This is a genomic window from Cedecea neteri (assembly GCF_000757825.1).
In the GTDB taxonomy this organism is placed as follows: Bacteria; Pseudomonadota; Gammaproteobacteria; order Enterobacterales; family Enterobacteriaceae; genus Cedecea; species Cedecea selenatireducens.
Genome location: NZ_CP009451.1, coordinates 2,796,643 through 2,821,471 on the forward strand (window position 1 = coordinate 2,796,643; position 24,829 = coordinate 2,821,471).

Below are 24,829 nucleotides of genomic sequence, written 5' to 3' on the forward strand. Positions count from 1 at the left end.
ACAAGGACAGGTATGACCGGATTTCGCTGGGAGATAATCTCAGAATACGCGCCGTTATTTATGCAGGGCGCGCTGATGACCATCAAGTGCACCATTATCTGCGTGATTTTAGGCACAACGTGGGGGCTGCTGCTGGGGCTGGGCCGTATGGCTCACGCCGACGACGGCCCGTGGAAACACGTGCTGCGTTATGCAGTGCAGTGGCCGGTACGCGTTTACGTCAGCGCGTTTCGCGGCACGCCTTTGTTCGTGCAGATCATGGTGGTTCACTTTGCGCTGGTGCCGCTGTTTATTAACCCGCGCGACGGGGTAATGATCACCAGCGGGATGATGTCCGTGGACTTTGCCCGCGAGCTACGTTCCGAGTACGGCGCATTTCTCTCCTGCGTGGTGGCGATCACCCTGAACGCCGGGGCCTATGTGTCCGAGATTTTCCGCGCCGGTATTCAGTCCATCGATAAAGGGCAGATGGAAGCTTCACGCGCGCTCGGCATGGGCTGGGGCAAAACGATGCGCAAGGTTATTCTGCCGCAGGCTTTCCGCCGCATCCTGCCGCCGCTGGGCAACAACGCGATTGCTATTGTGAAAGACTCGTCGCTGGCTTCCGCCATCGGCCTTGCCGACCTGGCCTACGCGGCGCGTACCGTTTCCGGCGCTTACGCGACCTACTGGGAACCGTACCTGACCATCTCCGTGGTGTACTGGGTTCTGACGTTCCTGCTATCGCTGCTGGTGCAACATATGGAAAAGAGGCTTGGCAAAAGTGATTCACGTTAAGGACTTACAGAAACAATTTGGCAAAACTCACGTGCTGCGCGGCATCTCCTGCGATATCGCGCCGCAGGAAGTAGTTTGCGTGATTGGCCCTTCGGGCTCCGGCAAAAGTACGTTTCTGCGCTGCCTGAACGCGCTGGAAAAACCGGACGGCGGCGAAGTGGTGGTGAATGGTTTCGCGGTACATGACCCAAAAACTAACCTCAACACGCTGCGTGAAGGCGTGGGCATGGTGTTCCAGCGCTTTAACCTGTTCCCGCACATGACGGTGCTGGAAAATCTGATTATGGCGCCGATGTCGCTGAAAGGGCTGTCAAAAGCGGAAGCGGTGAATCGCGCCGAGAAGCTGCTGCAAAAGGTGGGGCTGTTGGACAAAATCGACGCCTGGCCTTCAAGCCTGTCCGGCGGCCAGCAGCAGCGTGTGGCGATTGCCCGAGCGCTGGCGATGGAACCGTCGATTATCCTGTTCGATGAGCCAACCTCTGCGCTGGATCCTGAGCTGGTCGGCGAAGTGCTGGCGGTCATGAAACAGCTGGCGCAGGAAGGGATGACGATGATCATCGTGACCCATGAAATGGGCTTTGCCCGCGAAGTGGCGGACCGGGTTATCTTTATCGACCAGGGCGTCATTCAGGAGCAGGGCGTACCAGCGCAGCTCTTTAGCGCGCCGCAAAACCCGCGAACTCAGGCCTTCCTCAGCAAGGTGCTGTAAAAAAGGGCGCTTAAGCGCCCTCTCTCTTCTATGCAAACTGGCGGATGTGCCTGTCGATAAGCGCCAGCAGCTTCTGGTTATCCACGGTTTGCAGCAGCGTGACCGGCTTGCCCTGCGGGGCGTCAACGTTCACCGCCAGCCGCAAATGTTCCGGGCCATAACGCAGCGTTCTGCCCCGGCTCAGCCCGTTCAGGGACACGTCCACATAATCCTCCGTCCAGCTCACAAGTTCTGGCTCAAGCAGCCAGGCGACGGTCAGCACATCGTGGATCCAGCAGCCCGGTAGCTGGCGAGTCTGCATGGAAAAATCCATCCACGGACGAATGGTTTCGACGAGAAAACGGCTCAGGCGGTTATCGCAGGTGGCCAGCGCATCCAAATCCTCGTGCGTCATCATGGTTTGGGTAGTGACATCCATCGGCACCAGAACGATGTTTGCGCCGCTGGTTAGCACGGCGTGCGCGGCCTCCGGGTCAACGCCAAAATTGGTGTCCTTCAGGTAGCCGTCAACGTTAAACACGCCGCCCATAATCACTATCTCTTTCACCGCGTTCGCCATCTGCGGATACAGCTGCAAAGCCAGCGCCACGTTGGTTAACGGCCCAATGGCAATCAGCGAAATCTCACCCGGATTCGCGCAGATAAGCTCGCCCATCTTATGCACCGCCAGCGGGGCCACTTCGGCCAGCATTTGCGGGGCAATCACGTCCTTCCAGAGATGGCGCAGGCCCACTTTATCGACCTTATGATCCAGGTGTTCACGCCACGGCGCCGACGGCTCAATCAGCGCGCGCGAGGCGCCCCTGGCAACCTCAACGGACACGCCCAGCCGGGCGACTAAATCAGACGCCACGGCGTAGCCCACTTCGCTTGGCGTATTGCCGGACACGGTGGTGATAAGCTCCAGAGAAATCTCCGGCGCCGCCAGGGCAAGGGCCAGAGCCAGACCATCGTCTACGTTAGCCCCGGCAACGCCGTTACCCGGATCGCAATCGATAATTAAACGCTTCATGTTACCTGTGACTTCCTGCTTGTGGTGAGGGAGCGGCAGCCGCAGGACCCGCCGATCTCCAGCTCAAAATCGAATTCATATTTATGCGGCTGCCCGTCCCATTTTTTCAGCATCTCGACGGCCTTCTTCGCCATCTGCGTGACCGGCTGGCGCACGGTGGTCAAAGACGGGACGTTAAAGGCTGACTCCAGCGTGCCGTTAAAGCACACCAGCGCCAGATCTTTCGGCGCGGAAAGTCCATGTTCAGACAGCGCTCTCAGGCAGCCAAAGGCCTGTTGTTCATTGGTGGCAAACAGCGCGCGAGGCAGTTCGCCCGCCAGCATTTGCTTTGTTGCATCGTAGCCGCCCTGGCGGGTGTAATCCGTTGAAAAAATCCATTCCGGGCGAACGGCAAGGCCCGCCTCTTCCAGCGCCAGCCGCCAGCCGCTGATACGATCCTGAGTGTTCAGCATCTCCTGAGGCCCGCAAATAATGGCGATATCGCGATAGCCATGCTCAATCAAATGGCGGGTTGCTCGCCGGGCGGCGTGCTGCTCGTTAACCTGAATTGAGCAGACGTTCAGCTCCGGTTCGACCCTGTCCAGCATGACGCAAGGCGTGCCGCTGGCCTGGATAAGATCGATGTAAGGATGCCTGTCGACGCTGGTATAAATCAGCCCGTCGACCTGGCGATGCAGCAGGTTGTTGATAAGCTCCAGCTCGCGGGCGCGGTCATCACCGGAATCGCCCAGCAGCAGCACCCGGCCATCGGCAAAGGCCTCCTGCTGGAGAGCGTGCGCCATGGACGAGATAAACGGGTTGGCGATATTGGGCACGACTAAGCCGTAGGTGCGCGTGGTGCCACTGGCTAAAGCCCTGGCGATGCCGTTCGGGCGATAGCCGGTTTTCTTTATAGCGGCGAGCACGCGCTCACGGGTGGCCTGCGCAACCGGGCGAGGGCCGTTGTTAATCACGTAGCTGACGACCGCAACGGAAGTGCCTGCTTCTTTGGCGACTTCAGCGCGGGTAACGCGGTGCACATGAGGCTTAGTCACTGAATACCTGCTTTATTTGGCGGGCGATAAACGGAGCCACAGCATAAAGCTTTGCTCCGTAAAAATCGCCGTCAACACTGTGACAAATCAAATAGCGTCTTCCGGTAGATTAAGGTCGCGACCTCGGGTTTCCGGGGCAAAGAAGGTTGTTACCAACCCAATCCCCGCCATCACCGCGAAGTAGAGCGCGATAGGCCACCAGTGCCCGGTCCAGGACAACAGCGCGGCGGCAACCAGCGGCGCGGTTCCGCCGGAAAGTATCGACCCAAGCTCTTTGGCAAACGCCATTTTGGTGTAGCGGTTGGTGACGCCAAACAGCTCTACGCCCCAGGCCGCCTGCACGCCGAAAATCCCCAGCGAAGCCAGCCCCATACCGACGACGATGGTCGGTATAACAATCATCGGCTCGCGTGAGTCCAGCAGCATAAAGGCCGGGAAGGCATAGATAATTAACAGCAGGCAGAACCAGCGGTAAACGATACGGCGGCCAAAGCGGTCGGAAAGCCAGCCGGCAAAAGGAATAATCGCGAAGCCCAGCACCGAGGCAATCAGCACCGCCAGCGTGGGGACGGATTTATCTACCGCCAGCACTTTAGCGACGTAGCCGATGATAAATCCCTGTGCGAGATAAGACGGACCGTTCTCGCCGATGCGTAGCCCGACCATCGTCCAGAAAGCGCGAGTGCGTCGCCAGAAGCTGCGCGGGTCTTCCTGCTGCTGGGCCAGCCCTTTTTCCAGGCTCTGTTTGCGCTCGGCTTCCAGCAGCGCTTTCTGCCGTTCAAAGACCGGCGTTTCACGCAGATGCTGACGGATGACCAGGGCGACAACGGCGATCAACATGCTGCACAGGAACGGAATGCGCCAGCCCCAGGAGAGCAGCGTTTCTTTATCCATTTGCAGCGCCAGCAGCCAGGTCAGCGAGGCCAGCAGCGTGCCGCTGTTGGAGCCCAGCCCGATAATGGAAGAGACCAGGCCGCGACGTTTGACCGGGGCATATTCACCCAGCATCACGGTGCCGCCGGACAGCTCCGCGCCTGCGCCCAGCCCTTGAGCAAAACGCAGAATAACCAGGCAGGTTGGCGCCCAGACGCCAATTTGTGCGTAGCTCGGGATCAGGCCAATAAGCGTGGTGGAGCAGCCCATCAGCGCAATAGTAATGATCATCACCATCTTTCTGCCGTAGCGGTCGCCCAGCCTGCCAAACAGCAGGGCGCCTATCGGCCGGGCAACGAACCCGACGGAGTAAGCGGCAAAGCTTGAAAGCAGCGCCATGACCGGCGTGGCATCCGGGAAGAAGACGTCACCAAAGATTATCCCTGCCGCCAGGCCGTAAAGCGCAAAGTCGGCGTATTCCATGGTGGTGCCAAGCCAGCAGGAGAAGGTCGCACGAACAAAATCGCGTTTGCCTTCGGGCGTCGCCAGGCGTTCCTCAGCAGCGTGCTGTGCGTCAGCCGGAGGAGGAGAGAAAGTGCTTGTCGTCATTAGGGGGTCTCACAGAGATCGAACGTTATCCGTCGGCGATGATGCCATTTTTTAATCATTTCTCGCAGTGTATCTACGCGCGTAGATAGATCAAATGATTAAACCAAAAGTGAGAGTAAGGTAACTAAATGACAGAAATATGACGGGGAAGATGACCCTCACCCTAACCCTCTCCCTGGAAGGGAGAGGGGACAGAACGGCGGCCAGGGCAAGGCGTGGGTTTTCTCCCTCGGCTCCTGGAGATAGAGTCGAGGGAGAGGAGTGAATCAGTAGCGATATAGGCTGGGTTTTCTCCCTCGCCCCTTTGGGGAGAGGGCTGGGGTGAGGGGGAATATCAGCGAGCCTTCGCTAAATACTGTGCCATCTCAGCTTCAGGAACCATACCGCCCCCGGTGGCCCAGACCAGGTGCATCGCGTTATTAAGCTGCCGGGCGCTGAAACCCTGCATCTCGTGGTAAGAAGCCGTGGCACAAACTCGCTGCGGCCCGGCCATTCCGGCCAGGGCCGAAGGCTCCAGGCGAATATTCTCTTCTTCTGCCAGCCAGCCGAGCATGTTGTACAGCGTTTGATCGTCCACGGTATAGAAGCCGTCCAGCAGCCTTTGCATCGCTCTGCCGACAAAGCCGGAAGCCCGTCCCACGGCCAGGCCGTCGGCGGCGGTCAGGTTATCAATTCCGATATCCTGCACGGAAAGCGCATCATGCAGGCCGGTGTAAACGCCTAACAGCATGCAGGGGGAGTGAGTTGGCTCGGCAAAAATACAGTGAACGTGATCGCCGAAGGCCAGCTTCAGCCCAAATGCTACGCCACCGGGGCCGCCGCCGACGCCGCAGGGCAGGTAGACGAACAAAGGATGCTGCTCATCAACGGTTATAGCCTGCCGTGAGAATTGGTCTTTCAGCCGTTGCCCGGCGACGGCGTAACCCAGGAACAGCGTGCGGGAGTTTTCATCATCGATAAAGAAACAGTTGGCGTCCGCCTCGGCGGCTTTTCGCCCCTGCTCAACGGCGACGCCGTAATCTTCCGCATATTCAACCACCTCAACGCCGTGACTGCGCAGTTTGGCTTTTTTCCATTCGCGGGCGTCGGCGGACATATGCACCGTGACGCGGAAGCCGATTCGGGCGCTGATGATACCAATCGACAGCCCCAGGTTGCCGGTAGAGCCAACGGCAATACTGTAGCGGCTGAAAAACTCACGTAATTCAGGGGACAGCAGCTGGCTGTAGTCATCTTCAAGGCTAAGCAACCCGGCCTCGATAGCCAGTTTCTCCGCGTGAGTCAGGACTTCATAAATGCCCCCGCGAGCCTTAATCGAGCCGGAAATAGGAAGGTGACTGTCTTTTTTCAGCCACAGCTTGCCGCAGACTGTCTGCCCATTTTCTTTTTCCAGCCGTTTTTGCATCGCCGGAATTGCGGCCAGCTCTGACTCGATAATACCGCCGGTTGCTGCGGTTTCCGGGAAGGCTTTCGCCAGATATGGCGCAAAGCGAGCCAGCCGGGCATGCGCTTCTTTCACGTCCTGCTCTGTCAGGCCAACATGCGGCAAGCCTTCGGCAAGGGAGGTTGCTCCTGGGTTAAACCAGGTCGTTTCGTTCAGGGCGGTAAGCTCGCTGAGCAGCGGGAATTGTTCGGTTAATGCGTTTAATTCTGTCGATTTCATAACGAGCCTCCTGGCGCTCAGATGATAAAGGAAAGCAGGAATGTGCCAGCCAGTGCAACTAAAGAAGCGATGAATGTCGCCGTGGTGTAGTACTTAAAGGTTTCATGGAGCGTGGCGCCGCAGTATTGCTTCACCAGCCAGAACAGCGAGTCGGTCACAATGGTGCAGCCGATAGCGCCGGAGCCAATCGCGAGCGTAACAATCTCGGGGCTAACGTTGGGATAGAGCGGCAGCAGCGGGGCAACGATAGCCGTGGCACCCATCATCGCCACGGTCGCGGAGCCGACGGCGGCGTGAAGAATAAGGGCAACCAGCCAGGCAAGCAGGATCGGGTGCATATGCAGGCTGGAAAGGCTCAGCGCGAGGCTGTCTGCCATGCCGCTGGCCTTGAGGATGGCGTTAAACGCGCCGCCGGCCCCGATGATCATCAGGATATTAGCAATGGAGCCAAAGCCGGTCTCGGTGTGGTTCAGCAGCGTAGCAATACCCATGTTCTGGCGCAGGCCCAGCAGATAATAGGCCACGAAAACGGCGATAAACATCGCGGTAATTGGGTTGCCGATGAACTCCAGCGCGGTATACGTCGTGCTGCCCGGCGTCATGTTCAGTTCCGCGAGCGTCTTCGCCAGCATCAGGAAAATAGGCAGCAGCACGGTAAACAGCGTGGCGCTCAAAGACGGCAGAGAAGCCGCGTCTCGCGTTTGCAGATCCGAAAATTCGGCGGGAACGGATTTAAAAGGCAGGCGATTGCCCAGGCACTTCAGGAAAAGTGGGCCACCCACCAGAGACGCCAGCAGGCCAACCGCCAGGCCATACACAATCACGGTGCCTACGTCGGCGCCGAGCTTATTGGTCACGAACAGCGCCGCCGGGTGGGGTGGCACCACGCAGTGAACCGCCATCAGCGCGGTACACAGCGGGATTGCCAGCTTCAGCAGTGAAGTGTGGGTCTTTTTGGCGATGGAAAACGCCAATGGGATCAGCAGCACCACGCCAACCTCAACGAACAGCGTAATGCCACAAATCAGCCCGACCAGCACCATAATCACGTCGGCGGAGAGCCAGCGGCAGCGCTGCAGCGCCAGGCCAATACGCTCGGCGGCACCGGAAACTTCCATCATTTTTCCCAAAATGGTGCCCAGTCCGATGACCGCGGCTAAAAAGCCCAGCGTGCCGCCGATGCCGCTTTCCACCGCGTTAACCATCTCCAGCGGGCCCATGCCCATCATCACGCCGACGAAAAAGCTCGCCAGCAGCAGCGCGAGGAAAGGATGAAGCTTCAGTTTTACGATGGTCAGCACGATTAAAATTATGCTGGCAAGCAGCGTACCCACCACCCAGATTTGCGATCCCATTAGTTATCCTCCTGTGCATCATTGCGGGCTATTGGATAAAAATGCGCCTGGGCTGACAAACGATAAAACTGACCTTTCACATGAGCCAGATTGAACCAGGAGAGTGATTTGCGTCGAAATAAGGCGATGAATTGTGTTTCGGGTTCGGTTTTATTCAACTAAATGCTGCTGGTTAGCCGTGGATTTTTTAAACTGGGCAGCTGGAATTGAGAAGGAGGTCACGATGGAAACGTCACGCGAAGGGCGCAATCGGTTATTAAACGGCTGGCAGCTGTCGAAGCTGTACACCTTTGAGGTGGCGGCGCGCCATCAATCTTTTGCGCTGGCGGCGGATGAACTGTCGCTGAGCCCCAGCGCCGTTAGCCACCGGATAAACCAGCTGGAAGAGGAGCTGGGGATCCAGCTTTTTGTTCGCTCGCACCGTAAAGTGGAGCTGACGCATGAAGGCAAGCGGGTGTTCTGGGCGCTGAAATCGTCTCTGGATACGCTGAATCAGGAGATTCTGGATATCAAAAATCAGGAACTCTCCGGCACGCTGACCGTGTACTCAAGGCCGTCGATTGCCCAGTGCTGGCTGGTGCCCGCGCTGGGAGATTTTACCCAGCGCTACCCTTCTATTTCGTTAACCATTCTGACCGGGAACGACAACCTGAATTTACAGCGTGCAGGCATCGATCTGGCGCTCTATTTTGACGATGCGCCGTCCTCGCAGCTGAGCCACCATTTCCTGATGGACGAGGCGATTCTGCCGGTTTGCAGCCCGGAATATGCCCGCCGCTTTGAGCTTCATTCGCGGCCTTCTCAGCTGCGCCACTGCACTTTGCTGCACGACCGGCAGGCGTGGAGCAATGATTCCGGCACCGACGAGTGGTACAGCTGGGCGCAGCAGTTTGGCATTGAGCTGCCCGCTTCGACCGGTATTGGTTTCGATCGCTCTGACCTGGCGGTGATTGCCGCGATGAACCACGTTGGCGTGGCGATGGGGCGAAAAAGGCTGGTGCAGAAGCGGCTGGAGCGGGGCGAACTCATCGCCCCTTTTGGGGATAAAACGTTGAAATGCCATCAGCATTACTACATTTCGACCCTTGCTGGCCGACAATGGCCGAAGATTGACGCTTTTATCAGCTGGCTTAAAGCCCTGGCCGAAGAGGCAAAATAACTTACACCGTCTCGCTGTGATGCTGGAATCGCTGCGCCAGCGGCAGCCAGCAGCACAGGATCAGCACGCCCATCGCCGTCATCAGCATTCCGATGCTGTATTGCCCGGTTTGCGGCATCAGCGCGGAGAACCAGGCCATCACGCCGGAGCCGATATTTTGCAGGCCACCAACCAGCGCGCCTGCGGTACCGGCGAGGAACGGGAACGGCTCCATCGCGCCGCTGGTCGCCAGCGGGAACAGCATGCCTGCGCCGAAGAAGAACAGCGCTGCAGGCACCAGCAACGTCCAGATATTCATGATGCCGAACCAGCCAGGGATCCACATCAAAATACCGGCGAGCAGGCAACTCAATACCGCCTGCCACATCAGGCTGGGGAAGCGCACGTTCTGGCGGCCCGCATACCAGGAGCCAAAAAATGCCGCCGGTATAGGCAGAATAAACAGGATGCTGACCACCACGCCGCTCAGGCCAAGCACGCCACCCATCAGCACGCCGGAGCAGGCTTCAAACACCGCCACGCCCGCCAGCCCGCCGACTAACATCAGCAAATAGCAGTTAAAGGAGATATTGCCGAGCAGCATTTTGTAGCTGCGCATCAGGCGCGGCGGCGCGGCGTCCGCCGGGCGGGTTTCCGGCAGCCAGCGCCACATAGAAAACGCCACAATGGCGCACAGCAGCAGCAGGAAACCGTAGCAGGCGCGCCAGCCCCAGACGCTGTCCAGCATCCCGCCGATAACCGGTGCCAGCAGCGGGCTCACCAGAATACCCATGTTCAGCAGGCTATTGGCCTGACGTAAATCGCCGCCTTCGTAAAGGTCGCGCGGCATGGTTCTCGCCATCACCCCGGCCACGCCGGTGCCCATCCCCTGCAGGGCGCTCGCCAGCACCAGAATATGCAAATTAGTGGTAAACATCGCGCCGAGCGTGGCCAGCATGAAAATCACCATGCCGGCGAGGATCACCGGGCGGCGGCCAATGCGGTCGGAAAGCGGGCCATAAAACAGCTGCGACACGCCGTAGGTAAACAAATAGGCCGCCATCACGCGCTGAATTGCGCCGCTGCGTACGCCCATTTCATGAGCCATATCGGGAATCGAAGGAATATAAATCGTCTGTGTCATCTGCCCGACAGCAACCAGCAGAATCAACATCATCAGCAGGTGGATATTGGCTAACTTTCTCATGGCGTTCGATCGTTTATCTGAAAAGAGAGAGATGCTTCGCAGCGTATTTTGCTGTGTATGTTTTGAAAACGAGAAGAATCTATCACAACCTTGGCAATAAGCCAGATGATGAGGCTGTTTTAACAACAGATTTACGTGTTGCCTTGTAAAGCGAAAGCGGCAATTTTTATTGCCACCGAACGCCCTTTTTTGCCCCGCAACGGTGCAATCTTCGTTAACCCTCAGGGAATTACATTTGTTTACAGGTTAAATACAAATGCGTATATTTCTCATCCGCATTTAATCGTGCGCGTCTTTATAAAAATCAAAAAAGTGCCGGCACCGGAAAACGCCGCCGCACCATAAAAATTCAAAATGAGGGTTTAACATGGCATTTGTTAACTTCTCCAGGGAACGGTTCACGTTACGGGCAGGCGGCCCATCACTGCTGGCGGCGGCCGTTGCGCTGGCGCTGCTTCCCCCTGCGCAGGCGGAAGACACCATCACGGTGAACACTCAGGCGGATAATCCGCTGGCAGGGCAGGCGCAGGATTACAGCGTCAAAACCACCACCACCGGCACCAAACTGCTGCTGGTCCCGCGCGATATTCCTCAGTCCGTCAGCGTCATCAGCCAGCAGCGCATGCAGGATCAAAACCTGCAAACCATCGGCGACGTGCTGGATAACACCACCGGCATCAGCACTAAGCTGGTGGACAGCAGCCGCGCGACTTACTTCGCGCGTGGCTTCTTCATCAGCAACTATGCCTACGACGACATGCCCACTCAGGTTAGCGACGTCTGGGACTTCGGCGACACCGGCTCGGATGCCGCCGTATACGAAAATATCGAAGTGGTACGCGGCGCGGCCGGGCTGATGAGCGGCAGCGGCAATCCATCGGCGTACATCAATATGGTGCGCAAGCACGCCGACAGCCGTGAGTTTAAAGGCAACGTTTCCGCCAGTTACGGGAGCTGGGGCAAGCAGCGCTATGTGGCGGATCTCTCCGCGCCGCTGAGCGAGTCCGGCAACGTGCGGGGCCGCGTGATCACCGGCTACCAGGACAATGACACCTGGCTGGACAAAAGCCATTTCCGCAAGAAATTCATCTATGGCGTGGTGGATGCCGATTTGACCGACTCCACCACGCTTTCCGTCGGCTACGACTACCAGGAAAGTAACGACGACAGCCCGACCTGGGGCGGCCTGCCAACCTGGTATGCCGACGGCAGCCGCACGCACTTCAGCCGCAGCGCCACCACCGCGCCGGACTGGGCTTACTCCAACAAAGACGCCACCAAAGTGTTCGCCAATCTGGTCCAGCGCTTTGATAACGGCTGGGAGGCGCGCATCAACACGCTGCACGCCGAAACCAACTTCGACTCTAAGCTGATGTACGTGACCGGCTTCCCGGATAAAGTGACCGGCGCTGGCACCAGCGCTTACGGCGGCTGGAACCGGGGCGAACGTAAGCAGGATTCGGTGGATGCGTTTGTGCGCGGGGGCTTCGACCTGCTTGGCCGCCAGCATGAGCTGATGTTTGGCGGTAGCTACAGCCGCCAGCGCAATCACTATGATAACGCCATGCCGAACACCGGATTGCCTTACGGCGGCATCGCGATGGACAGCTTCTACAGCAACGTAGCGGACCCGAGCTGGTCTGCCTTCTCGCTGTACAGCAAAGACGTGGTGCGCCAGCAGGCTGCCTACACCGCAGCGCGTTTCTCGCTGGCCGACCCGCTGCACCTGATCGTGGGCGCCCGCTACACCGAATGGGATGCGGACTACAATCCGTCCACCGCCCCGCAAACCAGCCTGAGCAGCAAAAAACATGACGTGACGCCGTACGCGGGCCTGGTTTACGACATCAACGACACCTGGTCGGCCTACACCAGCTACACTTCCATCTTCCAGCCAACCGACAAGCGCGACGTTAACGGCGATTATCTCGACCCTACCACCGGGAAGAGCTACGAAGCGGGCGTGAAGGCGGACTGGTTTAACACGCGCCTGACCACCTCGCTGGCGGTGTTCCGCATCGAGCAGGATAAAGTTGCTCAGTCGCTCGGCACGCCGGTTAACGGCAACCCTGGCGAAACGGCGTATAAATCCGTGGACGGCACCGTGAGCCGTGGCGTGGAGTTCGAGCTGAACGGCGCGCTGACCGATAACTGGCAGCTCACCTTTGGCGCTTCCCGCTATGTGGCGGACGACAGTAACGGTGAGGCGGTGAACCCTGACCAGCCGCGCACCACCTTGAAGCTGTTTACCCGTTATCAGCTGCCGATGCTGCCGGAAGTGACCGTGGGCGGCGGCGTGAACTGGCAGGGTAAAACCTGGCAGGATGCCTACGGCCCGAACGGAAATACGCGTATTAAACAGGGCAGCTACGCGCTGGTGGATCTCTTCACCCGCTACCAGGTGACGAAAAACTTCGCCGTACAGGGCAACATCAACAACCTGTTCGACAAAGAATATGAATCCTGGCTGTCCGATTATGTGGTTTACGGCGCGCCGCGCAGCTTCTCGCTGACGGCAATCTACAGCTTCTAAGCGTTACGGGGAGGTCAGTGACCTCCCTGACTTCTTTCCCGCGCCAGGGCCAGGAAGGCGGCAAGCCCAGCGGAAGGATGCCGCCTGCCGGAATAGTAAAGGCAAAGCCCCGGAAAGGGCGGCGTCCACGCTTCCAGCAGGCGAACCAGCTTGCCGGCGCGGATTTCGTCGGCGACGTTTTGCTCCATGAAAAAGCCAATCCCCATTCCTTCCAGCACCGCCTCCCGCGCCAGCGAGGCTTCGTCCAGCGTCAGCGGGCCGCGCACATCAATTGCCGCGACTTCGCCCTGTTTTTCCAGATGCCAGCGGTAGAGGGAACCGTCCGGCAGCCTGACGCGAATACAGGCGTGAGCCAGCAGATCGCCCGGCGTTAGCGGCGTGCCGTGCTCCGCCAGATAAGCCGGGGATGCAACGACGGCGAAGCGCTGCGGCTGCCCAAGCGAAAGTGCAATCATATCGGCAGGCACCAGCCCGGCCACGCGCACGCCAAGGTCGAAACCTTCCGCAACGATATCAACTAGTTTTCCTTCGGTGACGATATCCACCTGCATATCCGGATAGCGGCGTAAAAATTCAAAAACCAGCGACGAAAGCACCTGGCGAGCGGCAAAAGGCGGCGCGTTGATGCGCAGCACGCCGGACGGCGTATCTCGGTGCGCCCGCACGCTCTCCAGGGCGTCGTTCAGCCCCTGAAGGGACGGGCTGACTCTCTCGATAAACAGCCTCCCGGCCTCCGTCAGCGACACGCTGCGGGTGGTGCGGTTGAACAAACGTACACCAAGCTCGGCCTCAAATTTTGCCAGCGTATGGCTGAGCGCCGTGGTTGAAACGCCCAGATCGATAGCCGCCGCACGGAAAGATCCCCGGCGGGCGATCGCCTGCACGGCTTCGATATCGCCGAGGGCTATGCGCGACATTGTCCCGATTCCTTCATCATTTCATCCCGGTTTGTCCCAATTGTTTAAATTATACCGCGTTCTTAGAGTAGTGATACGGCAGGTAAATCGACTTTCTGGAGAACGTAAAATGACTGACTTTTTGACGCTGAAGGGCAAGAGAGCGCTGGTGACGTCCGGCACGAAGGGCGCTGGCGCGGCGACCGTAGCGCTGTTCCGCGAGCTTGGCGCGCAGGTGATGACCGTGGCCCGCCATGCGCCTGAAAACGTTGGTGATGAAGAGTTTGTGGCGGCGGATCTGGCCACGCGTGAGGGCTGCGAGCAGCTGGTAAAAGCCGTGCAGGCGCGGCTCGGCGGCGTGGATATCATCGTGCATATGCTCGGCGGCTCATCCTCCCCGGCCGGAGGCTACGCGGCGCTGGACGAAGAACAGTGGCAGCGCGAGCTGGCGCTTAACCTTTTCCCGGCGGTGCGGCTGGACAGGGCGCTGCTGCCGGGCATGACGGCGCAGGGGTCAGGCGTGATTATCCACGTCTCTTCCATTCAGCGGATTTTACCGCTGCCGGAGGCCACCACGGCCTATGCGGCGGCTAAAGCGGCGCTTTCCGCCTACAGCAAAAGTCTGTCGAAAGAGGTGTCCCCGCAGGGCGTGCGGGTGCTGCGTGTGGCGCCGGGCTGGATTGAAACTGAGGCTTCTGTTCGCCTGGCGGAGCGGCTGGCGCTGCAGGCGGGCACGGATTATGAAGGTGGCAAGCAGATCATTATGGATTCTCTGGGTGGAATTCCGCTTGGCCGCCCGGCCCGGCCTGAAGAAGTGGCTAATCTGATAGCCTTCCTGGCCTCAGAGCGTGCCGCCGCGATCACCGGCACGGAGTACATCATTGACGGCGGGACGGTGCCAACCGTTTAGAAATGTACCGGCTGGCCAAAGCCGTCGCCGCTGTCGGTGCTGTTATCCCGGCGCCCTCTGGCTTCCAGCTGGTCGGCGCGGATCCTGTCTCGGATGTCCTGGCGCTGTTCCGGGGTGAGGTAGCGGCTGTTGTAGTAAGGGTCGGGCCACGGCGAGCGCATAAAGCTGTCGTCCAGCCGCTGCCTGTCCTGGCGATCCATCCCTGAATTGTCCGATGATGAGCAGGCCGCAAGCAGCAGCGGAGCCAGCAGTACAAGCGCATATTTATAGGCCATTTTTCTTCCTGAAGTGGCAAGTAATAAAAGTGAGGCAGTATCGCGCATCAACATATTGATGCGCTTTATCTGTCGCCAATATTGCGCAGCTTATCACGAAATAGTGAGCCGCTCAGAATGCCGATAACGTCTTATCCGCTTCGCAAAAGAGCACGTTTCGGGTAGGTAAGGAAACGTTTGAACACACTCTTTAACCCCCGGGATTGATTTGGCGGTTACGCTTGATCCAGAGCATTTCTTAACCTGACCTGATTCTGGAGAAAGCATGATCAAGCCTCGTTTGTTTATCCCGGCCTTAAGCCTTCTGCTGCTGAGCGTTGGCGCAGTGGCGGCGGACAATGTCATTACCCCGGTGCGCGGCACCATTGACTCGGTCAATGATTCCTCACTGCAAATCACCACCCGGCAGGGCGAAAAGCTCTCCGTTGGCCTGACGGATAAGACCCGAATCAACGGCGTGAGCGAAGCGAAGATGAGCGACATCAAGCCCGACAGCTTTATCGGCACCGCCGCCGTACCGCAGGCGGACGGCACGCTGAAGGCGCTGGAGGTGCACGTTTTTGCGCCGAGCCTGCGCGGCTCCGGGGAAGGGTTTAATCCATTTGAGTCCGCCAACGGCCAGGTTAACACCATGACCAACGGCACCGTCGGCACCCTCGTAAATAGCCACGGGCGCACCATGACGGTGAAATTCCACCGCCAGCAGAAAACCGTACAGGTGCCGGACGACGTGCCGGTGGTGCTGATCAGCCCTGCCGACAAATCCGTGCTGAAGCCGGGCGCGAAAGTGGTGCTGTTCGCCACCAAAGACGATAAAGGCCAGGCCGTCGCGCGCGGGATTTCCGCCGGGGTTAACGGGCTGACGCCACCGATGTAATTTGTGGCGATTCTCAGAACAACGGCGATGCTTGTTTGCAGCTATACAGGCTGAATCGCTGAACCGTATTTTCCCCTCTCCCTTTTAGGGAGAGGGCAGGGTGAGGGTCTGGTGAAGATTATTTCCGGCCTGGCTATCGATCATTGCCAGACCTGAATCTGTTCGAACAAAGCGGGGCGCTTTTAAATCCTCTACTAGCGCATTAATCATCTCGAATAACAGGCCGGTAATATCAAAGAAAAATGAATTATTAATGTTCATCATCTTTTATTTATTTTGTCGGAAATGGTTTTTCGTTTAATCTCATAAGATAACTCAATAGCCAGTACTCTTCTGAGGCATAAAATGAAGAAATAAATTCCATATATAAAAGGGATGACTGATATAAAATAGAACGCGTTCTGCTTTTTAATTACTGCTAATATATTTTTTTGATCCTCTATGCTAGAATAACTACTACATAACATATCAATAGTTTCTATTTTTAACCTGCTCTTAGTCGAGAAACTATTACGATCAAATTTTTTATTATTACAGTCTTTTGTTGATAGTGACCAGTTTTCCCACTGAAGTTGCCTTAGGCTGATATTTGGGAAATAGTTTGTAGTTTGATTTTTACCTACCCATATCCATGGTTCATTATTATCTATTCTGACTAGTGCAGCTGGTTTTATAGCAATAGTGAGTGCTGCCAATGATAGATATATAAAGAAAAATGAACATATAAATATGAAAAAAGTGGTTTTTCTTCGGGGGGTTAATAATTCTAAGGTTGATATATTATACCATCCTTTTGCTCTGGATACTTTAGTGATATCGATTTTATTAATAGTTGCCCATGTTATAAATCTTTTTATTTCTATTTTATTTTTAGCATTGACATTGAAGAGCATGTTAAAGTGCTCAATATCACTTCTGTCAGTCCAAAAAGAGTTTAATTTTTTATCGGTAAATGAAGAGGTTCCAAGGAAGAAATGCCAAAATCTGTTTACAATGCTATATCCAGAGCCTGCACGGAAGCTAATATAAGAAAAAATAAATAACAATATTAATAACCAGAATACACTATTAATTATAGTGTCATACTTCACGATTAGAGCCGCAACACTTTCCATGAGATAAGCAATCCAATCAACAACAGATATATAACTATATATTATTATTGAAGTAGAAACTTGGCGGAAAGTCACAGGAGTCGAACCTGCCCGGCGCCGCTGGCGGCACCAACTGGAGTTGAAGTCCAGCCGCCTCACCGGAGACGACGACCTTCCGCGCCTTCATTGCTACATGGAGGCGGGGCGCAGTATACCGGGTTTCCTGCTGCTACCCAATGGGTCAGTAAGAATATATCCTGCGCCTAAAGTGAAATTCTTTACTAAATCAGTCTAACAGCCTGGGAATCACCCTGTTGACGCAGTTCGCCAGGCGATGTCTCTCATGGCGTCTCTTGCCGCCAGGCTAATACCGCCCAGTTGGAAGAAGCCGTGGATCACGCCCAAATAACGCTGGCAACTTGCGGTAACACCTTGTTCTGTAAGCCGGGAATAAAGTCGCTCACCTTCATCGCGCAGGGGATCGTATTCGGCGGTGATGATATGCACCGGCGGCAACCCGGTAAAATCCTCGCGCCACAGCGGGCTGGCTTCTGGGTACATCACATCCGTTCCAGGGAAATAAGCTTCAAAGCCGCTGAGCAAGGTGTCGCGGGTGATGACATAGTCTTCGCCGTTCTGCTGGTAGCTTGGCAGCTGAGCGCTGGCGTCGAGCATCGGATAAATCAGCATCAGGCTGGCCGGGAGCCATTCCCCGGCGGCTTTCAGGCGCAGGGCAGTTACCAGGGCGATATGCCCGCCCGCGCTGTCTCCGGCAAGCGTAATACGCTCGCTATCGACGCCTAAATTCATTGCGTGGTGCCTGATTAATGTGGCGGCACGTTCGGCATCATCATGGGCGGCAGGGTAAGTGTGTTCGGGGGCCAGGCGATACTGCACGGCAACGACCCGGCATCCGCTGTGAAAAGCTAACTGGCGGAGCTGATTATCGTGAGTGGCAAACCCACCGCTGACAAAGCAGCCGCCGTGATAATAAATCACCGTCGGCAGTGTTCCACTGGCGTCGAGTGGGGAAACGACCCGTAACGGCATTCCCTCCAGTGAAATATCTTCCACCTGAACTCTGGTTTCCGTTTCACCGGCCAGCACGGTACTGGCGATATAGCCCGCCCGGCGTTCGGCAAAACTTTGCTGGCGGGAAGAGGGGCGACCGGCGGCAATAAAGTCATTCACCAGCCGGGCAAGAGCGGGTTCGAGGGCCATAAAACGTCCTTTTACTGGATGAATATCCATATCCATATCCTATGCCGACAAACTGATCAGGTAAACCCATTATTTATGGCGGGCAAGGTTCAGCCAAAAAAGAACCAGGCCGTTTTGATCAACCCGTTTTCTACCTCGAAAACGGCCATGCTTTCAATGGGTTCATCGCTCAGACCATGGATTTTCTCGTGGTCGAACACCTTGTTGCCCAGCGCGGTGCGGGAAATGATTTCTGCGCGCAGGGCTGAGTTATTGAAGCGGTGCTCTTTATAGAAGGCATAAAGGGCATCGCGTCCTTCCAAGGAAGGCGTCAAGGCTGGCGGGCGGTAAGCGATGAAGTCTTCGCTAAAGCAGGCGGCGAAAGCCTCGAGGTCGTGGGCGTTGTACGCCTCATACTGGCGGATGACGGGTTCTGTGACTGACATAAAGAATATCCTGATAAGAGAAAGTGTTGGGCTGCCAAAGTGTGGTTGTTGTGTGCGAGGACAGAGTCTCTTGCCGGATGGAAAATGTCTAATGAAAGGATAGGGCAGATTGTGCGGTGGCTCGGTCTGCGGCTGAAACACTTCTTTCCCTGCTTGCCCAAACTTAGCCCCAGTCTCCCTTCGCAATACACATTAACACCCGGTTGCATTTCATCCAGCTACAATCCGGCGTCTAAAACAATAAAGGGTTGGAAAAAGTGAAAAAACTGTTCGGGATGATGTTGGTGGGTGTGGTTGTTCTGTCGGCGGTGGCCTGCTCCAGCAGCTACGTGATGTCGACTAAGACGGGCGAAATGATCGTGACCAAAGGCAAGCCGGAGCTCGATAAGCAGACGGGGCTGACGCGTTATTACGACGCACAGGGCGTGGAGCACCAGATCCAAAACGATCAGGTTGTGCAGATGATTAAGCGCGGGTGATCGTAGGGAAAGAAATGACCGGCCAGAAAACGCTGGCCGGTAGAGCCGACTTATTCCCCTTCGCCAGGGAATAAGAACGGGTTGATGCTGCTGCGGGCGAAGCCTTCCTGCTCCATGCGGGCGTCAAGCACCAGCGAGGCCAGGTCGTCGGCGACGGCTTCCACTTTCGGGTCCTTTTCCTGATAGAGAATTTTCAGGTAGGTGCCGCAGTCGCCGCAGCTTTCGGCTTTAATCGCCGCCTGTTCGCTGTCCAGCGACCAGTAGTTTAAGTCGCGGGTCTGCTCGCAGTTGCTGCACTTCACGCGCACCACATGCCACTCGGTTTCGCACAGGTTGCAGTGCAGATAACGCAGGCCGTTGGTGGTGCCGATGTGCACCATGCTGGCGACCGGGATCGAGCCGCAAACCGGGCAGAACTGGCGCTGTTCGCCGTACTCTGCTTTGGCTTTGCCTGGGATAAGCGTCGCCATTTGCGCCCAGTAGAGCGACAGCGCGGCCCAGATAAACGGCGCTTTGTCACTGCTGACGAGCGAAAAGTCGGCGTTAAACAGCGCGGTGGCCATCTCTTCCAGCTCCTGTGAAGAAGCTTTTTCAAGATTTTCAATCACCGCTAACGCCGGGCCGTCCATTTCTGGCTTCAGCTCGGCAATCAGCGACTGCAGCAGGCGCTGCCAGTGCGGGTCGCGCGGCAGGACGTGAATGTCCAGCGGTGGCTTGCCGGTTTTGGCGGCTTCGGCAATCAGGGCGGTTAAATCCATCTCCAGCGGGTGGTCGTACAGCACCACTTCCTGGGCGTGGGCGATCAGCGCGGCAAAGCGCAGATAGTCGCCCAGCGGGTTGCTGGCAGCCAGCTCGCGCAGGCGTTCAGCGCGGCGGTTGTAGAGATTTTTGAGCCTGGGGAATAATAACGGCGGAATCACTTCCGCCGTGCGTTTCTCGCTCTTCTCCAGCTGATCTTGCGGGATTATGCGAATACTCATTCAGATGACTTTTCCTGTTTCTGGCGGACTTCGCGGTACCATTTCGGGTGATGTTTCTTCGCCCACGTCGTGGTAACCCAGCCCTCCACCATCGCGGTGATGGTGCCTTTTACCCAAAGGGCGGCGTAAATATGCACCATAATAACCACAATTAACGCTACCGCGGCAAATGAATGCAGCATTAACGCAAATCGAATAACCGGGATAGGGAAGACTGGCGCAAAGTAAGGACGCCAGATAATCACGCCGCTCGCCAGCAACAGCACCAGGAAAATAATCGCCGCCCAGAACACGCATTTCTGGCCGAAGTTATAGCGCCCGGTGTCTCCCACTTCCTCGTTGACGACGATCTTACGAATATTCTTCGCCCAAAAGATATCATCCCGATTGATTAGGTTGTGGTGCCAGTAACGGAAAAACATGATTATGAAGGAGGCGAACATCACCACCCCAACGAACGGGTGGAGAATGCGCGCCAGCTGCGGCGTGCCGAGAATGCCCATCAGCCAGTTGAAGGACGGGAAGAAAAAGCCCAGTCCGCTCACCGCCGCCAGCACGAAGCAGAAGGCGGTGATCCAGTGGTTGATGCGCTCAGGCGCGCTGTAGCGCTGAATGGTCGGTTGCTTTTTCATTTACGCACCTCGTCGTCGTCATGGTGCAGATTATCGTCCTCTTCATCGGCACGGTTCGGGCCGACCCCAACGTAGTGGAAGACGCTGGCGGCGAAGGTGGCCGCAAAGCCGATCGCGGCCAGCGGTTTCCAGACGCCTTTCCAGAACTTCACGGTTGGGCTGATGGACGGGTTCTCCGGCAGGCCGTGATACAGCGTCGGCTTGTCCGCATGATGCAGCACGTACATGACGTGCGTCCCTCCAACGCCGGCCGGATCGTACAAACCTGCGTTGTCGTAACCACGGGTTTTCAGCTCCGTCACGCGCTCACCGGCGAGGGTTTTCATGTCCTCTTTCGAGCCGAAATGAATCGCCCCGGTCGGGCAGGTCTTCACGCATGCCGGCTCCTGGCCCACGGTGACGCGGTCTACGCACAGGGTGCATTTGTAGACGCGGTTGTCTTCCGGGTTCAGGCGCGGCACGTCGAACGGGCAGCCGGCGATGCAGTAGCCGCAGCCGATGCACTGCTCAGACTGGAAGTCGACGATGCCGTTGGCATACTGAATAATAGCCCCTTCCGACGGGCACGCCTTCAGGCAGCCCGGGTCCGCACAGTGCATACAGCCGTCTTTGCGGATCAGCCATTCCAGTTTGTCGTTCTGCTCCACTTCCGAGAAGCGCATCACCGTCCATGATTTGGCGGTCAGGTCCGCCGGGTTGTCGTACACCCCGACGTTGTGCCCCACTTCATCGCGGATGTCGTTCCACTCTGAGCACGCCACCTGGCAGGCCTTACAGCCGATGCAGGTGGTGACGTCGATAAGCTTGGCGACCTCTTGCTGGTGATCCCGCGCCTGAGGCGCGGGCGTGAAGCCGTTAGTAGCGGAACGACGGATAATGTCCTGAGATTGATAAGCCATAATTCGTCTCCGTTACACCTTTTCCACGTTGACCAGGAACGCCTTAAACTCCGGCGTTTGCGTGTTGGCATCCCCGACAAACGGCGTCAGGGTGTTGGCAATAAAGCCTTTTTTCGCCACGCCTTCGTAACCCCAGTGAATCGGGATCCCGATGGTGTCCACCTTCTGACCGTGAACGTCCAGCGTGCGGATACGCTTGGTCACCACCGCTTTGGCCTTGATGTAGCCGCGGTTGGAGGAGACCTTCACCGTGTCGCCGTGGGCGATGCCGAGTTTGTTGGCCAGCTTCTCGCCAATCTCGACAAACTGCTCCGGCTGCGCGATGGCGTTCAGCAGCGCGTGCTTGGTCCAGTAGTGGAAATGCTCCGTCAGACGATAGGTGGTGCCGACATATGGGAACTTGTCATGCTTGCCCATCGCTTCCAGGTCGTCTTTAAACACGCGTGCTGCCGGGTTGGAGACCACGTTCGGGTGCAGCGGGTTGGTGCCCAGCGGCGTTTCAAACGGCTCGTAGTGTTCCGGGAACGGCCCCTCTGCCATCTTGTCGAGGGCAAACAGGCGACCCAGGCCTTCCGGCTGCATGATAAACGGCCCGACCCCGCTGTCCGGCGCGGCGGTGCTGTAGTCCGGCACGTCGATGCCGCCCCATTTCGCGCCATCCCAGGAGATCAGGCGGCGTTTTTCATCCCACGGTTTACCCGATGGATCGGCGGAGGCACGGTTATACAGAATGCGGCGGTTAAGCGGCCACGCCCATGCCCAGCCGAGCGTGTTGCCCAGGCCGGACGGGTCGGCGTTGTCGCGGCGAGCCATCTGGTTGCCGTCCGGCGTCCAGCTCCCGGCGAATATCCAGCAGCCGCTGGACGTTGTACCGTCGTCGCGCAGCTGAGCAAAGGAGCTAAGCTGCTGCCCTTTTTTCACCAGCACCGCGCCGGTGGCCGGGTCGATCAGGTCTTCGAGCGCCTTGCCGTTGCTTTCCATGGCCACTTCTTCCGGCGCCGGGTTGTCCGGCGTCAGGTACTTCCAGGTCATGTTCAGCACCTGCTCAGGCACCTTACCGCCGTCGCGCTCGTACATGTGGCGCAGGCGGGTGAAGATGCCGGAGAGGATTTCGCCGTCGTTCAGCGCTTCCCCTGGCGCATCCGCCCCTTTCCAGTGCCACTGCAGCCAGCGTCCGGAGTTCACGATGGAGCCATTCTCTTCCGCGAAGCAGGTGGACGGCAGGCGGAACACCTCGGTCTGGATTTTCGACGGATCAACGTCGTTCATCTCGCCGTGGTTCTGCCAGAAGTTGGACGTTTCGGTGTTCAGCGGGTCAATGGTGACCAGGAACTTCAGCTTCGAGAGCGAGGCCACGACCTTGTTCTTGTTAGGGAACGAGGCCACCGGGTTAAAGCCCTGGCACAGATAGCCGTTGACCTTGCCCTGGCTCATCATCTCGAAGTACTGCAGCACGTCGTAGCCTTTGTCCCACTTCGGCAGCCAGTCATAGCCCCAGCCGTTTTCCTTCGTCGCTTTGTCGCCAAAGAAGGCTTTCATCATCGAGACGAAGAATTTCGGGTAGTTGCCCCAGTAGTTCACCTGGCCTTTCAGCAGCGGTTTAGGCGTGTTGGCCGCCAGATAACTGTCGATATCCACCTGTTTTTCGCTTGGCAGGTTCATGTAACCCGGCAGGCTGGTGGAAAGCAGGCCAAGGTCGGTCAGACCCTGAATGTTGGAGTGGCCGCGCAGGGCGTTGACGCCGCCGCCTGCCATCCCCATGTTGCCGAGCAGCAGCTGGATCATCGCCATGGTGCGAATGTTCTGCGCGCCGACGGAGTGCTGTGTCCAGCCCAGGGCGTACAGGAACGAGGCGGTTTTGTCCGCCACGCTGGTTTCGGCGATGTATTCGCAGACCTTCAGGAAATCTTCTTTCGGTGTGCCGCAGATGCTGGTCACCACGTCCGGCGTGTAGCGGGAAATGTGCTCTTTCAGCAGGTTCCACACGCAGCGCGGGTGCTGAAGCGTCAGGTCGCGTTTGGCGAAGCCTTCTTCATCCAGCTCATAGTTCCAGGTGGTTTTGTCGTACTTGCGGCTCGCCGCGTCGTAGCCGGTGAACAGGCCGTCGTCGAAGCCGAAGTCCTCACGCACAATCAGGTTGGCGTTGGTGTAAGACTCGACGTACTCGCGGTTGAATTTGTTGTTGTTTATCAGGTACAGCAGAACGCCCGACAGGAAAGCAATGTCGGTCCCGGAACGGATAGGCGTGTAGAAATCCGCCACCGAAGCGGTTCGAGTAAAGCGAGGATCGATCACAATCAGCTTCGCGCCGTTGTGAATTTTGGCTTCCATCGCCCAGCGGAATCCCACCGGATGCGCTTCTGCCGCGTTCCCACCCATCACCACGATGAGGTTGGCGTTTTTGATATCAACCCAGTGGTTGGTCATCGCACCGCGACCAAATGTTGGAGCAAGACTTGCTACCGTTGGTCCGTGTCAGACACGCGCCTGGTTATCCACGGCAAGCATGCCGAGGGCGCGGGTAAATTTCTGGGTTAAATAACCTGTTTCGTTGCTCGACGCGGAGGCGCACAGCATCCCCGTGGAGAGCCAGCGGTTGACCGTGGTGCCCTGTTCGTTCTTTTCGATGAAGTTGGCGTCGCGGTCTTCTTTCATCAGCTTCGCGATGCGATCAAAGGCATCGTCCCAACTGATTTGCTGCCATTTATCGGAGCCTGGTGCGCGATAAGAAGGCGTTTTCAGGCGGCTTTCGGAATGGATAAAGTCCACCAGACCGGCCCCTTTCGGGCAGAGCGCGCCGCGGTTTACCGGGTGGTCCGGGTCACCTTCGATATGGAAAATTGAGGCTTTTGCGTTTTTTGCGCCATCGCCGAGGCTATACATCAATAGCCCACAGCCGACGGAGCAGTATGTGCAGGTGTTACGGGTTTCACGGGTGCGTAGCAGCTTGTACTGCCGGGTTTCCGCGAGCGCAGCGCCGGGGGCAAAACCCAGTGCCGCTGCCGTGGTGCCTGCCATACCGCCAGCACAGATCTTAAAGAACTGCCTTCTGCTGACCTGCATGGATCGCTCCTTACATTTCGACATTTCACATTGCTTAGGATTTATTTTGCGGGGTGACCCGCAAAGGTTCACAATTAGAACCACTATAGATTTTGATGGCTTACTTCCCTTCATCCGGAAGGGGTATTTCTAGAATACCACAATGGTACTGAGGGTGTTCTCGATTGG

The 24,829-nt window shown here is 57.2% G+C and carries 23 protein-coding genes and 1 tRNA gene; 7 read left to right on the forward strand and 17 right to left on the reverse strand.

The features are described from left to right. Positions 1-12: 12 nt before the first annotated feature. Both JT31_RS12875 and JT31_RS12880 read left to right on the forward strand, forming a co-directional pair. Complete coding sequence (locus tag JT31_RS12875) at positions 13-777, forward strand: amino acid ABC transporter permease (RefSeq protein WP_038477640.1); 765 nt, start codon at positions 13-15, stop codon at positions 775-777. Beyond that, a complete protein-coding gene (locus JT31_RS12880) occupies positions 764-1,486 on the forward strand; it encodes an amino acid ABC transporter ATP-binding protein (RefSeq protein ID WP_038483089.1) in 723 nt (240 codons plus the stop codon). Before JT31_RS12875 ends, JT31_RS12880 begins: the two co-directional genes overlap by 14 nt. A 28-nt stretch (positions 1,487-1,514) precedes the next feature. Here the strand turns inward: JT31_RS12880 and JT31_RS12885 are convergent, their stop codons facing one another. From JT31_RS12885 to dsdX, 5 genes are all read right to left on the reverse strand, one after another. Continuing rightward, positions 1,515-2,498 carry a nucleoside hydrolase gene (locus JT31_RS12885; protein ID WP_038477643.1) on the reverse strand — a complete coding sequence of 328 codons (984 nt, stop codon included), beginning with the start codon at positions 2,496-2,498 and terminating at the stop codon, positions 1,515-1,517. Next, complete coding sequence (locus tag JT31_RS12890; protein ID WP_038477646.1) at positions 2,495-3,532, reverse strand: LacI family DNA-binding transcriptional regulator; 1,038 nt, start codon at positions 3,530-3,532, stop codon at positions 2,495-2,497. Before JT31_RS12890 ends, JT31_RS12885 begins: the two co-directional genes overlap by 4 nt. A gap of 87 nt (positions 3,533-3,619) precedes the next feature. Further along, the gene (locus tag JT31_RS12895) at positions 3,620-5,014 is read right to left on the reverse strand and encodes an MFS transporter (RefSeq protein WP_038477649.1); all 1,395 of its coding nucleotides are present in this window, start codon (positions 5,012-5,014) and stop codon (positions 3,620-3,622) included. 334 nt (positions 5,015-5,348) lie between these two features. Next, the gene (gene dsdA, locus JT31_RS12900) at positions 5,349-6,677 is read right to left on the reverse strand and encodes a D-serine ammonia-lyase (RefSeq protein ID WP_038477652.1); all 1,329 of its coding nucleotides are present in this window, start codon (positions 6,675-6,677) and stop codon (positions 5,349-5,351) included. A 17-nt stretch (positions 6,678-6,694) separates the two neighbouring features. Beyond that, complete coding sequence (gene dsdX / locus JT31_RS12905) at positions 6,695-8,032, reverse strand: D-serine transporter DsdX (RefSeq protein WP_038477655.1); 1,338 nt, start codon at positions 8,030-8,032, stop codon at positions 6,695-6,697. A 223-nt stretch (positions 8,033-8,255) separates the two neighbouring features. Here dsdX and dsdC point away from each other — a divergent pair, with 223 nt between their 5' ends. Then, positions 8,256-9,191, forward strand: a complete 936-nt coding sequence (dsdC, locus tag JT31_RS12910; RefSeq protein WP_038477658.1) for a DNA-binding transcriptional regulator DsdC — start codon at positions 8,256-8,258, stop codon at positions 9,189-9,191. A gap of 1 nt (position 9,192) precedes the next feature. Here dsdC and emrD read toward each other — a convergent pair whose 3' ends face one another. Then, positions 9,193-10,377, reverse strand: a complete 1,185-nt coding sequence (gene emrD, locus JT31_RS12915; RefSeq protein ID WP_038477662.1) for a multidrug efflux MFS transporter EmrD — start codon at positions 10,375-10,377, stop codon at positions 9,193-9,195. 367 nt (positions 10,378-10,744) lie between these two features. On the opposite strand from emrD, the gene fhuE reads away from it, so the two are divergent. Further along, the gene (fhuE, locus tag JT31_RS12925) at positions 10,745-12,910 is read left to right on the forward strand and encodes a ferric-rhodotorulic acid/ferric-coprogen receptor FhuE (RefSeq protein WP_038477667.1); all 2,166 of its coding nucleotides are present in this window, start codon (positions 10,745-10,747) and stop codon (positions 12,908-12,910) included. Positions 12,911-12,924: 14 nt separating this feature from the next. Here fhuE and JT31_RS12930 read toward each other — a convergent pair whose 3' ends face one another. After that, a complete protein-coding gene (locus JT31_RS12930; RefSeq protein WP_038477670.1) occupies positions 12,925-13,827 on the reverse strand; it encodes a LysR family transcriptional regulator in 903 nt (300 codons plus the stop codon). A gap of 109 nt (positions 13,828-13,936) precedes the next feature. Here JT31_RS12930 and JT31_RS12935 point away from each other — a divergent pair, with 109 nt between their 5' ends. Continuing rightward, on the forward strand, positions 13,937-14,716 hold the full coding sequence (locus tag JT31_RS12935; RefSeq protein ID WP_038477673.1) for an SDR family oxidoreductase: 780 nt from the start codon (positions 13,937-13,939) through the stop codon (positions 14,714-14,716). Here the strand turns inward: JT31_RS12935 and JT31_RS12940 are convergent. Beyond that, positions 14,713-14,991: a hypothetical protein gene (locus JT31_RS12940; protein ID WP_038477676.1), complete on the reverse strand. Its 279-nt coding sequence runs from the start codon at positions 14,989-14,991 to the stop codon at positions 14,713-14,715. The genes JT31_RS12935 and JT31_RS12940 overlap by 4 nt on opposite strands. Before the next feature lie 265 nt (positions 14,992-15,256). Here JT31_RS12940 and JT31_RS12945 point away from each other — a divergent pair, with 265 nt between their 5' ends. Next, positions 15,257-15,868 carry a hypothetical protein gene (locus tag JT31_RS12945; protein WP_038477679.1) on the forward strand — a complete coding sequence of 204 codons (612 nt, stop codon included), beginning with the start codon at positions 15,257-15,259 and terminating at the stop codon, positions 15,866-15,868. An 84-nt stretch (positions 15,869-15,952) separates the two neighbouring features. Here JT31_RS12945 and JT31_RS12950 read toward each other — a convergent pair whose 3' ends face one another. From JT31_RS12950 to JT31_RS12970, 5 genes are all read right to left on the reverse strand, one after another. After that, on the reverse strand, positions 15,953-16,132 hold the full coding sequence (locus tag JT31_RS12950; RefSeq protein ID WP_038477682.1) for a hypothetical protein: 180 nt from the start codon (positions 16,130-16,132) through the stop codon (positions 15,953-15,955). Next, entirely contained in the window at positions 16,129-17,058 is a 930-nt protein-coding gene (locus tag JT31_RS12955) for a DUF6216 family protein (RefSeq protein WP_071842959.1), read from the reverse strand. The genes JT31_RS12950 and JT31_RS12955 overlap by 4 nt, the downstream gene beginning before the upstream one ends. Then, positions 17,045-17,139, reverse strand: a tRNA-Sec gene (locus tag JT31_RS23850). Before JT31_RS23850 ends, JT31_RS12955 begins: the two co-directional genes overlap by 14 nt. A 129-nt stretch (positions 17,140-17,268) precedes the next feature. After that, positions 17,269-18,183 (reverse strand): alpha/beta hydrolase, encoded by a 915-nt coding sequence (locus JT31_RS12965; protein ID WP_038477688.1) that lies wholly within the window; start codon positions 18,181-18,183, stop codon positions 17,269-17,271. Between the two features lie 89 nt (positions 18,184-18,272). Continuing rightward, positions 18,273-18,608, reverse strand: coding sequence for a nuclear transport factor 2 family protein (locus JT31_RS12970; RefSeq protein ID WP_038477691.1), 336 nt, complete (start codon positions 18,606-18,608; stop codon positions 18,273-18,275). Between the two features lie 257 nt (positions 18,609-18,865). On the opposite strand from JT31_RS12970, the gene JT31_RS12975 reads away from it, so the two are divergent. Further along, positions 18,866-19,087, forward strand: coding sequence for a YgdI/YgdR family lipoprotein (locus JT31_RS12975; protein ID WP_370527336.1), 222 nt, complete (start codon positions 18,866-18,868; stop codon positions 19,085-19,087). 50 nt (positions 19,088-19,137) lie between these two features. On the opposite strand, the gene fdhE is transcribed toward JT31_RS12975, so the two are convergent. The 4 genes from fdhE to fdnG are packed head-to-tail and all read right to left on the reverse strand — an operon-like array spanning position 19,138 to position 24,661. Then, on the reverse strand, positions 19,138-20,067 hold the full coding sequence (gene fdhE / locus JT31_RS12980) for a formate dehydrogenase accessory protein FdhE (RefSeq protein WP_038477694.1): 930 nt from the start codon (positions 20,065-20,067) through the stop codon (positions 19,138-19,140). After that, on the reverse strand, positions 20,064-20,699 hold the full coding sequence (gene fdoI, locus JT31_RS12985; RefSeq protein ID WP_038477697.1) for a formate dehydrogenase cytochrome b556 subunit: 636 nt from the start codon (positions 20,697-20,699) through the stop codon (positions 20,064-20,066). Before fdoI ends, fdhE begins: the two co-directional genes overlap by 4 nt. Next, entirely contained in the window at positions 20,696-21,598 is a 903-nt protein-coding gene (gene fdxH, locus JT31_RS12990; RefSeq protein WP_038477700.1) for a formate dehydrogenase subunit beta, read from the reverse strand. The genes fdoI and fdxH overlap by 4 nt, the downstream gene beginning before the upstream one ends. Before the next feature lie 12 nt (positions 21,599-21,610). Then, a complete protein-coding gene (gene fdnG, locus JT31_RS12995; protein ID WP_144244044.1) occupies positions 21,611-24,661 on the reverse strand; it encodes a formate dehydrogenase-N subunit alpha in 3,051 nt (1,016 codons plus the stop codon). Positions 24,662-24,829: the final 168 nt, after the last annotated feature.

Bases quoted from the DNA above. Each gene is read 5' to 3' on its own strand.
- JT31_RS12875 (WP_038477640.1), top strand. From the start codon at position 13: ATGACCGGATTTCGCTGGGAGATAATCTCAGAATACGCGCCGTTATTT.
- JT31_RS12885 (WP_038477643.1), bottom strand. From the start codon at position 2,498: ATGAAGCGTTTAATTATCGATTGCGATCCGGGTAACGGCGTTGCCGGG.
- JT31_RS12895 (WP_038477649.1), bottom strand. From the start codon at position 5,014: ATGACGACAAGCACTTTCTCTCCTCCTCCGGCTGACGCACAGCACGCT.
- dsdA (WP_038477652.1), bottom strand. From the start codon at position 6,677: ATGAAATCGACAGAATTAAACGCATTAACCGAACAATTCCCGCTGCTC.
- dsdX (WP_038477655.1), bottom strand. From the start codon at position 8,032: ATGGGATCGCAAATCTGGGTGGTGGGTACGCTGCTTGCCAGCATAATT.
- dsdC (WP_038477658.1), top strand. From the start codon at position 8,256: ATGGAAACGTCACGCGAAGGGCGCAATCGGTTATTAAACGGCTGGCAG.
- emrD (WP_038477662.1), bottom strand. From the start codon at position 10,377: ATGAGAAAGTTAGCCAATATCCACCTGCTGATGATGTTGATTCTGCTG.
- fhuE (WP_038477667.1), top strand. From the start codon at position 10,745: ATGGCATTTGTTAACTTCTCCAGGGAACGGTTCACGTTACGGGCAGGC.
- JT31_RS12930 (WP_038477670.1), bottom strand. From the start codon at position 13,827: ATGTCGCGCATAGCCCTCGGCGATATCGAAGCCGTGCAGGCGATCGCC.
- JT31_RS12935 (WP_038477673.1), top strand. From the start codon at position 13,937: ATGACTGACTTTTTGACGCTGAAGGGCAAGAGAGCGCTGGTGACGTCC.
- JT31_RS12940 (WP_038477676.1), bottom strand. From the start codon at position 14,991: ATGGCCTATAAATATGCGCTTGTACTGCTGGCTCCGCTGCTGCTTGCG.
- JT31_RS12945 (WP_038477679.1), top strand. From the start codon at position 15,257: ATGATCAAGCCTCGTTTGTTTATCCCGGCCTTAAGCCTTCTGCTGCTG.
- JT31_RS12950 (WP_038477682.1), bottom strand. From the start codon at position 16,132: ATGATGAACATTAATAATTCATTTTTCTTTGATATTACCGGCCTGTTA.
- JT31_RS12965 (WP_038477688.1), bottom strand. From the start codon at position 18,183: ATGGCCCTCGAACCCGCTCTTGCCCGGCTGGTGAATGACTTTATTGCC.
- JT31_RS12970 (WP_038477691.1), bottom strand. From the start codon at position 18,608: ATGTCAGTCACAGAACCCGTCATCCGCCAGTATGAGGCGTACAACGCC.
- fdhE (WP_038477694.1), bottom strand. From the start codon at position 20,067: ATGAGTATTCGCATAATCCCGCAAGATCAGCTGGAGAAGAGCGAGAAA.
- fdoI (WP_038477697.1), bottom strand. From the start codon at position 20,699: ATGAAAAAGCAACCGACCATTCAGCGCTACAGCGCGCCTGAGCGCATC.
- fdxH (WP_038477700.1), bottom strand. From the start codon at position 21,598: ATGGCTTATCAATCTCAGGACATTATCCGTCGTTCCGCTACTAACGGC.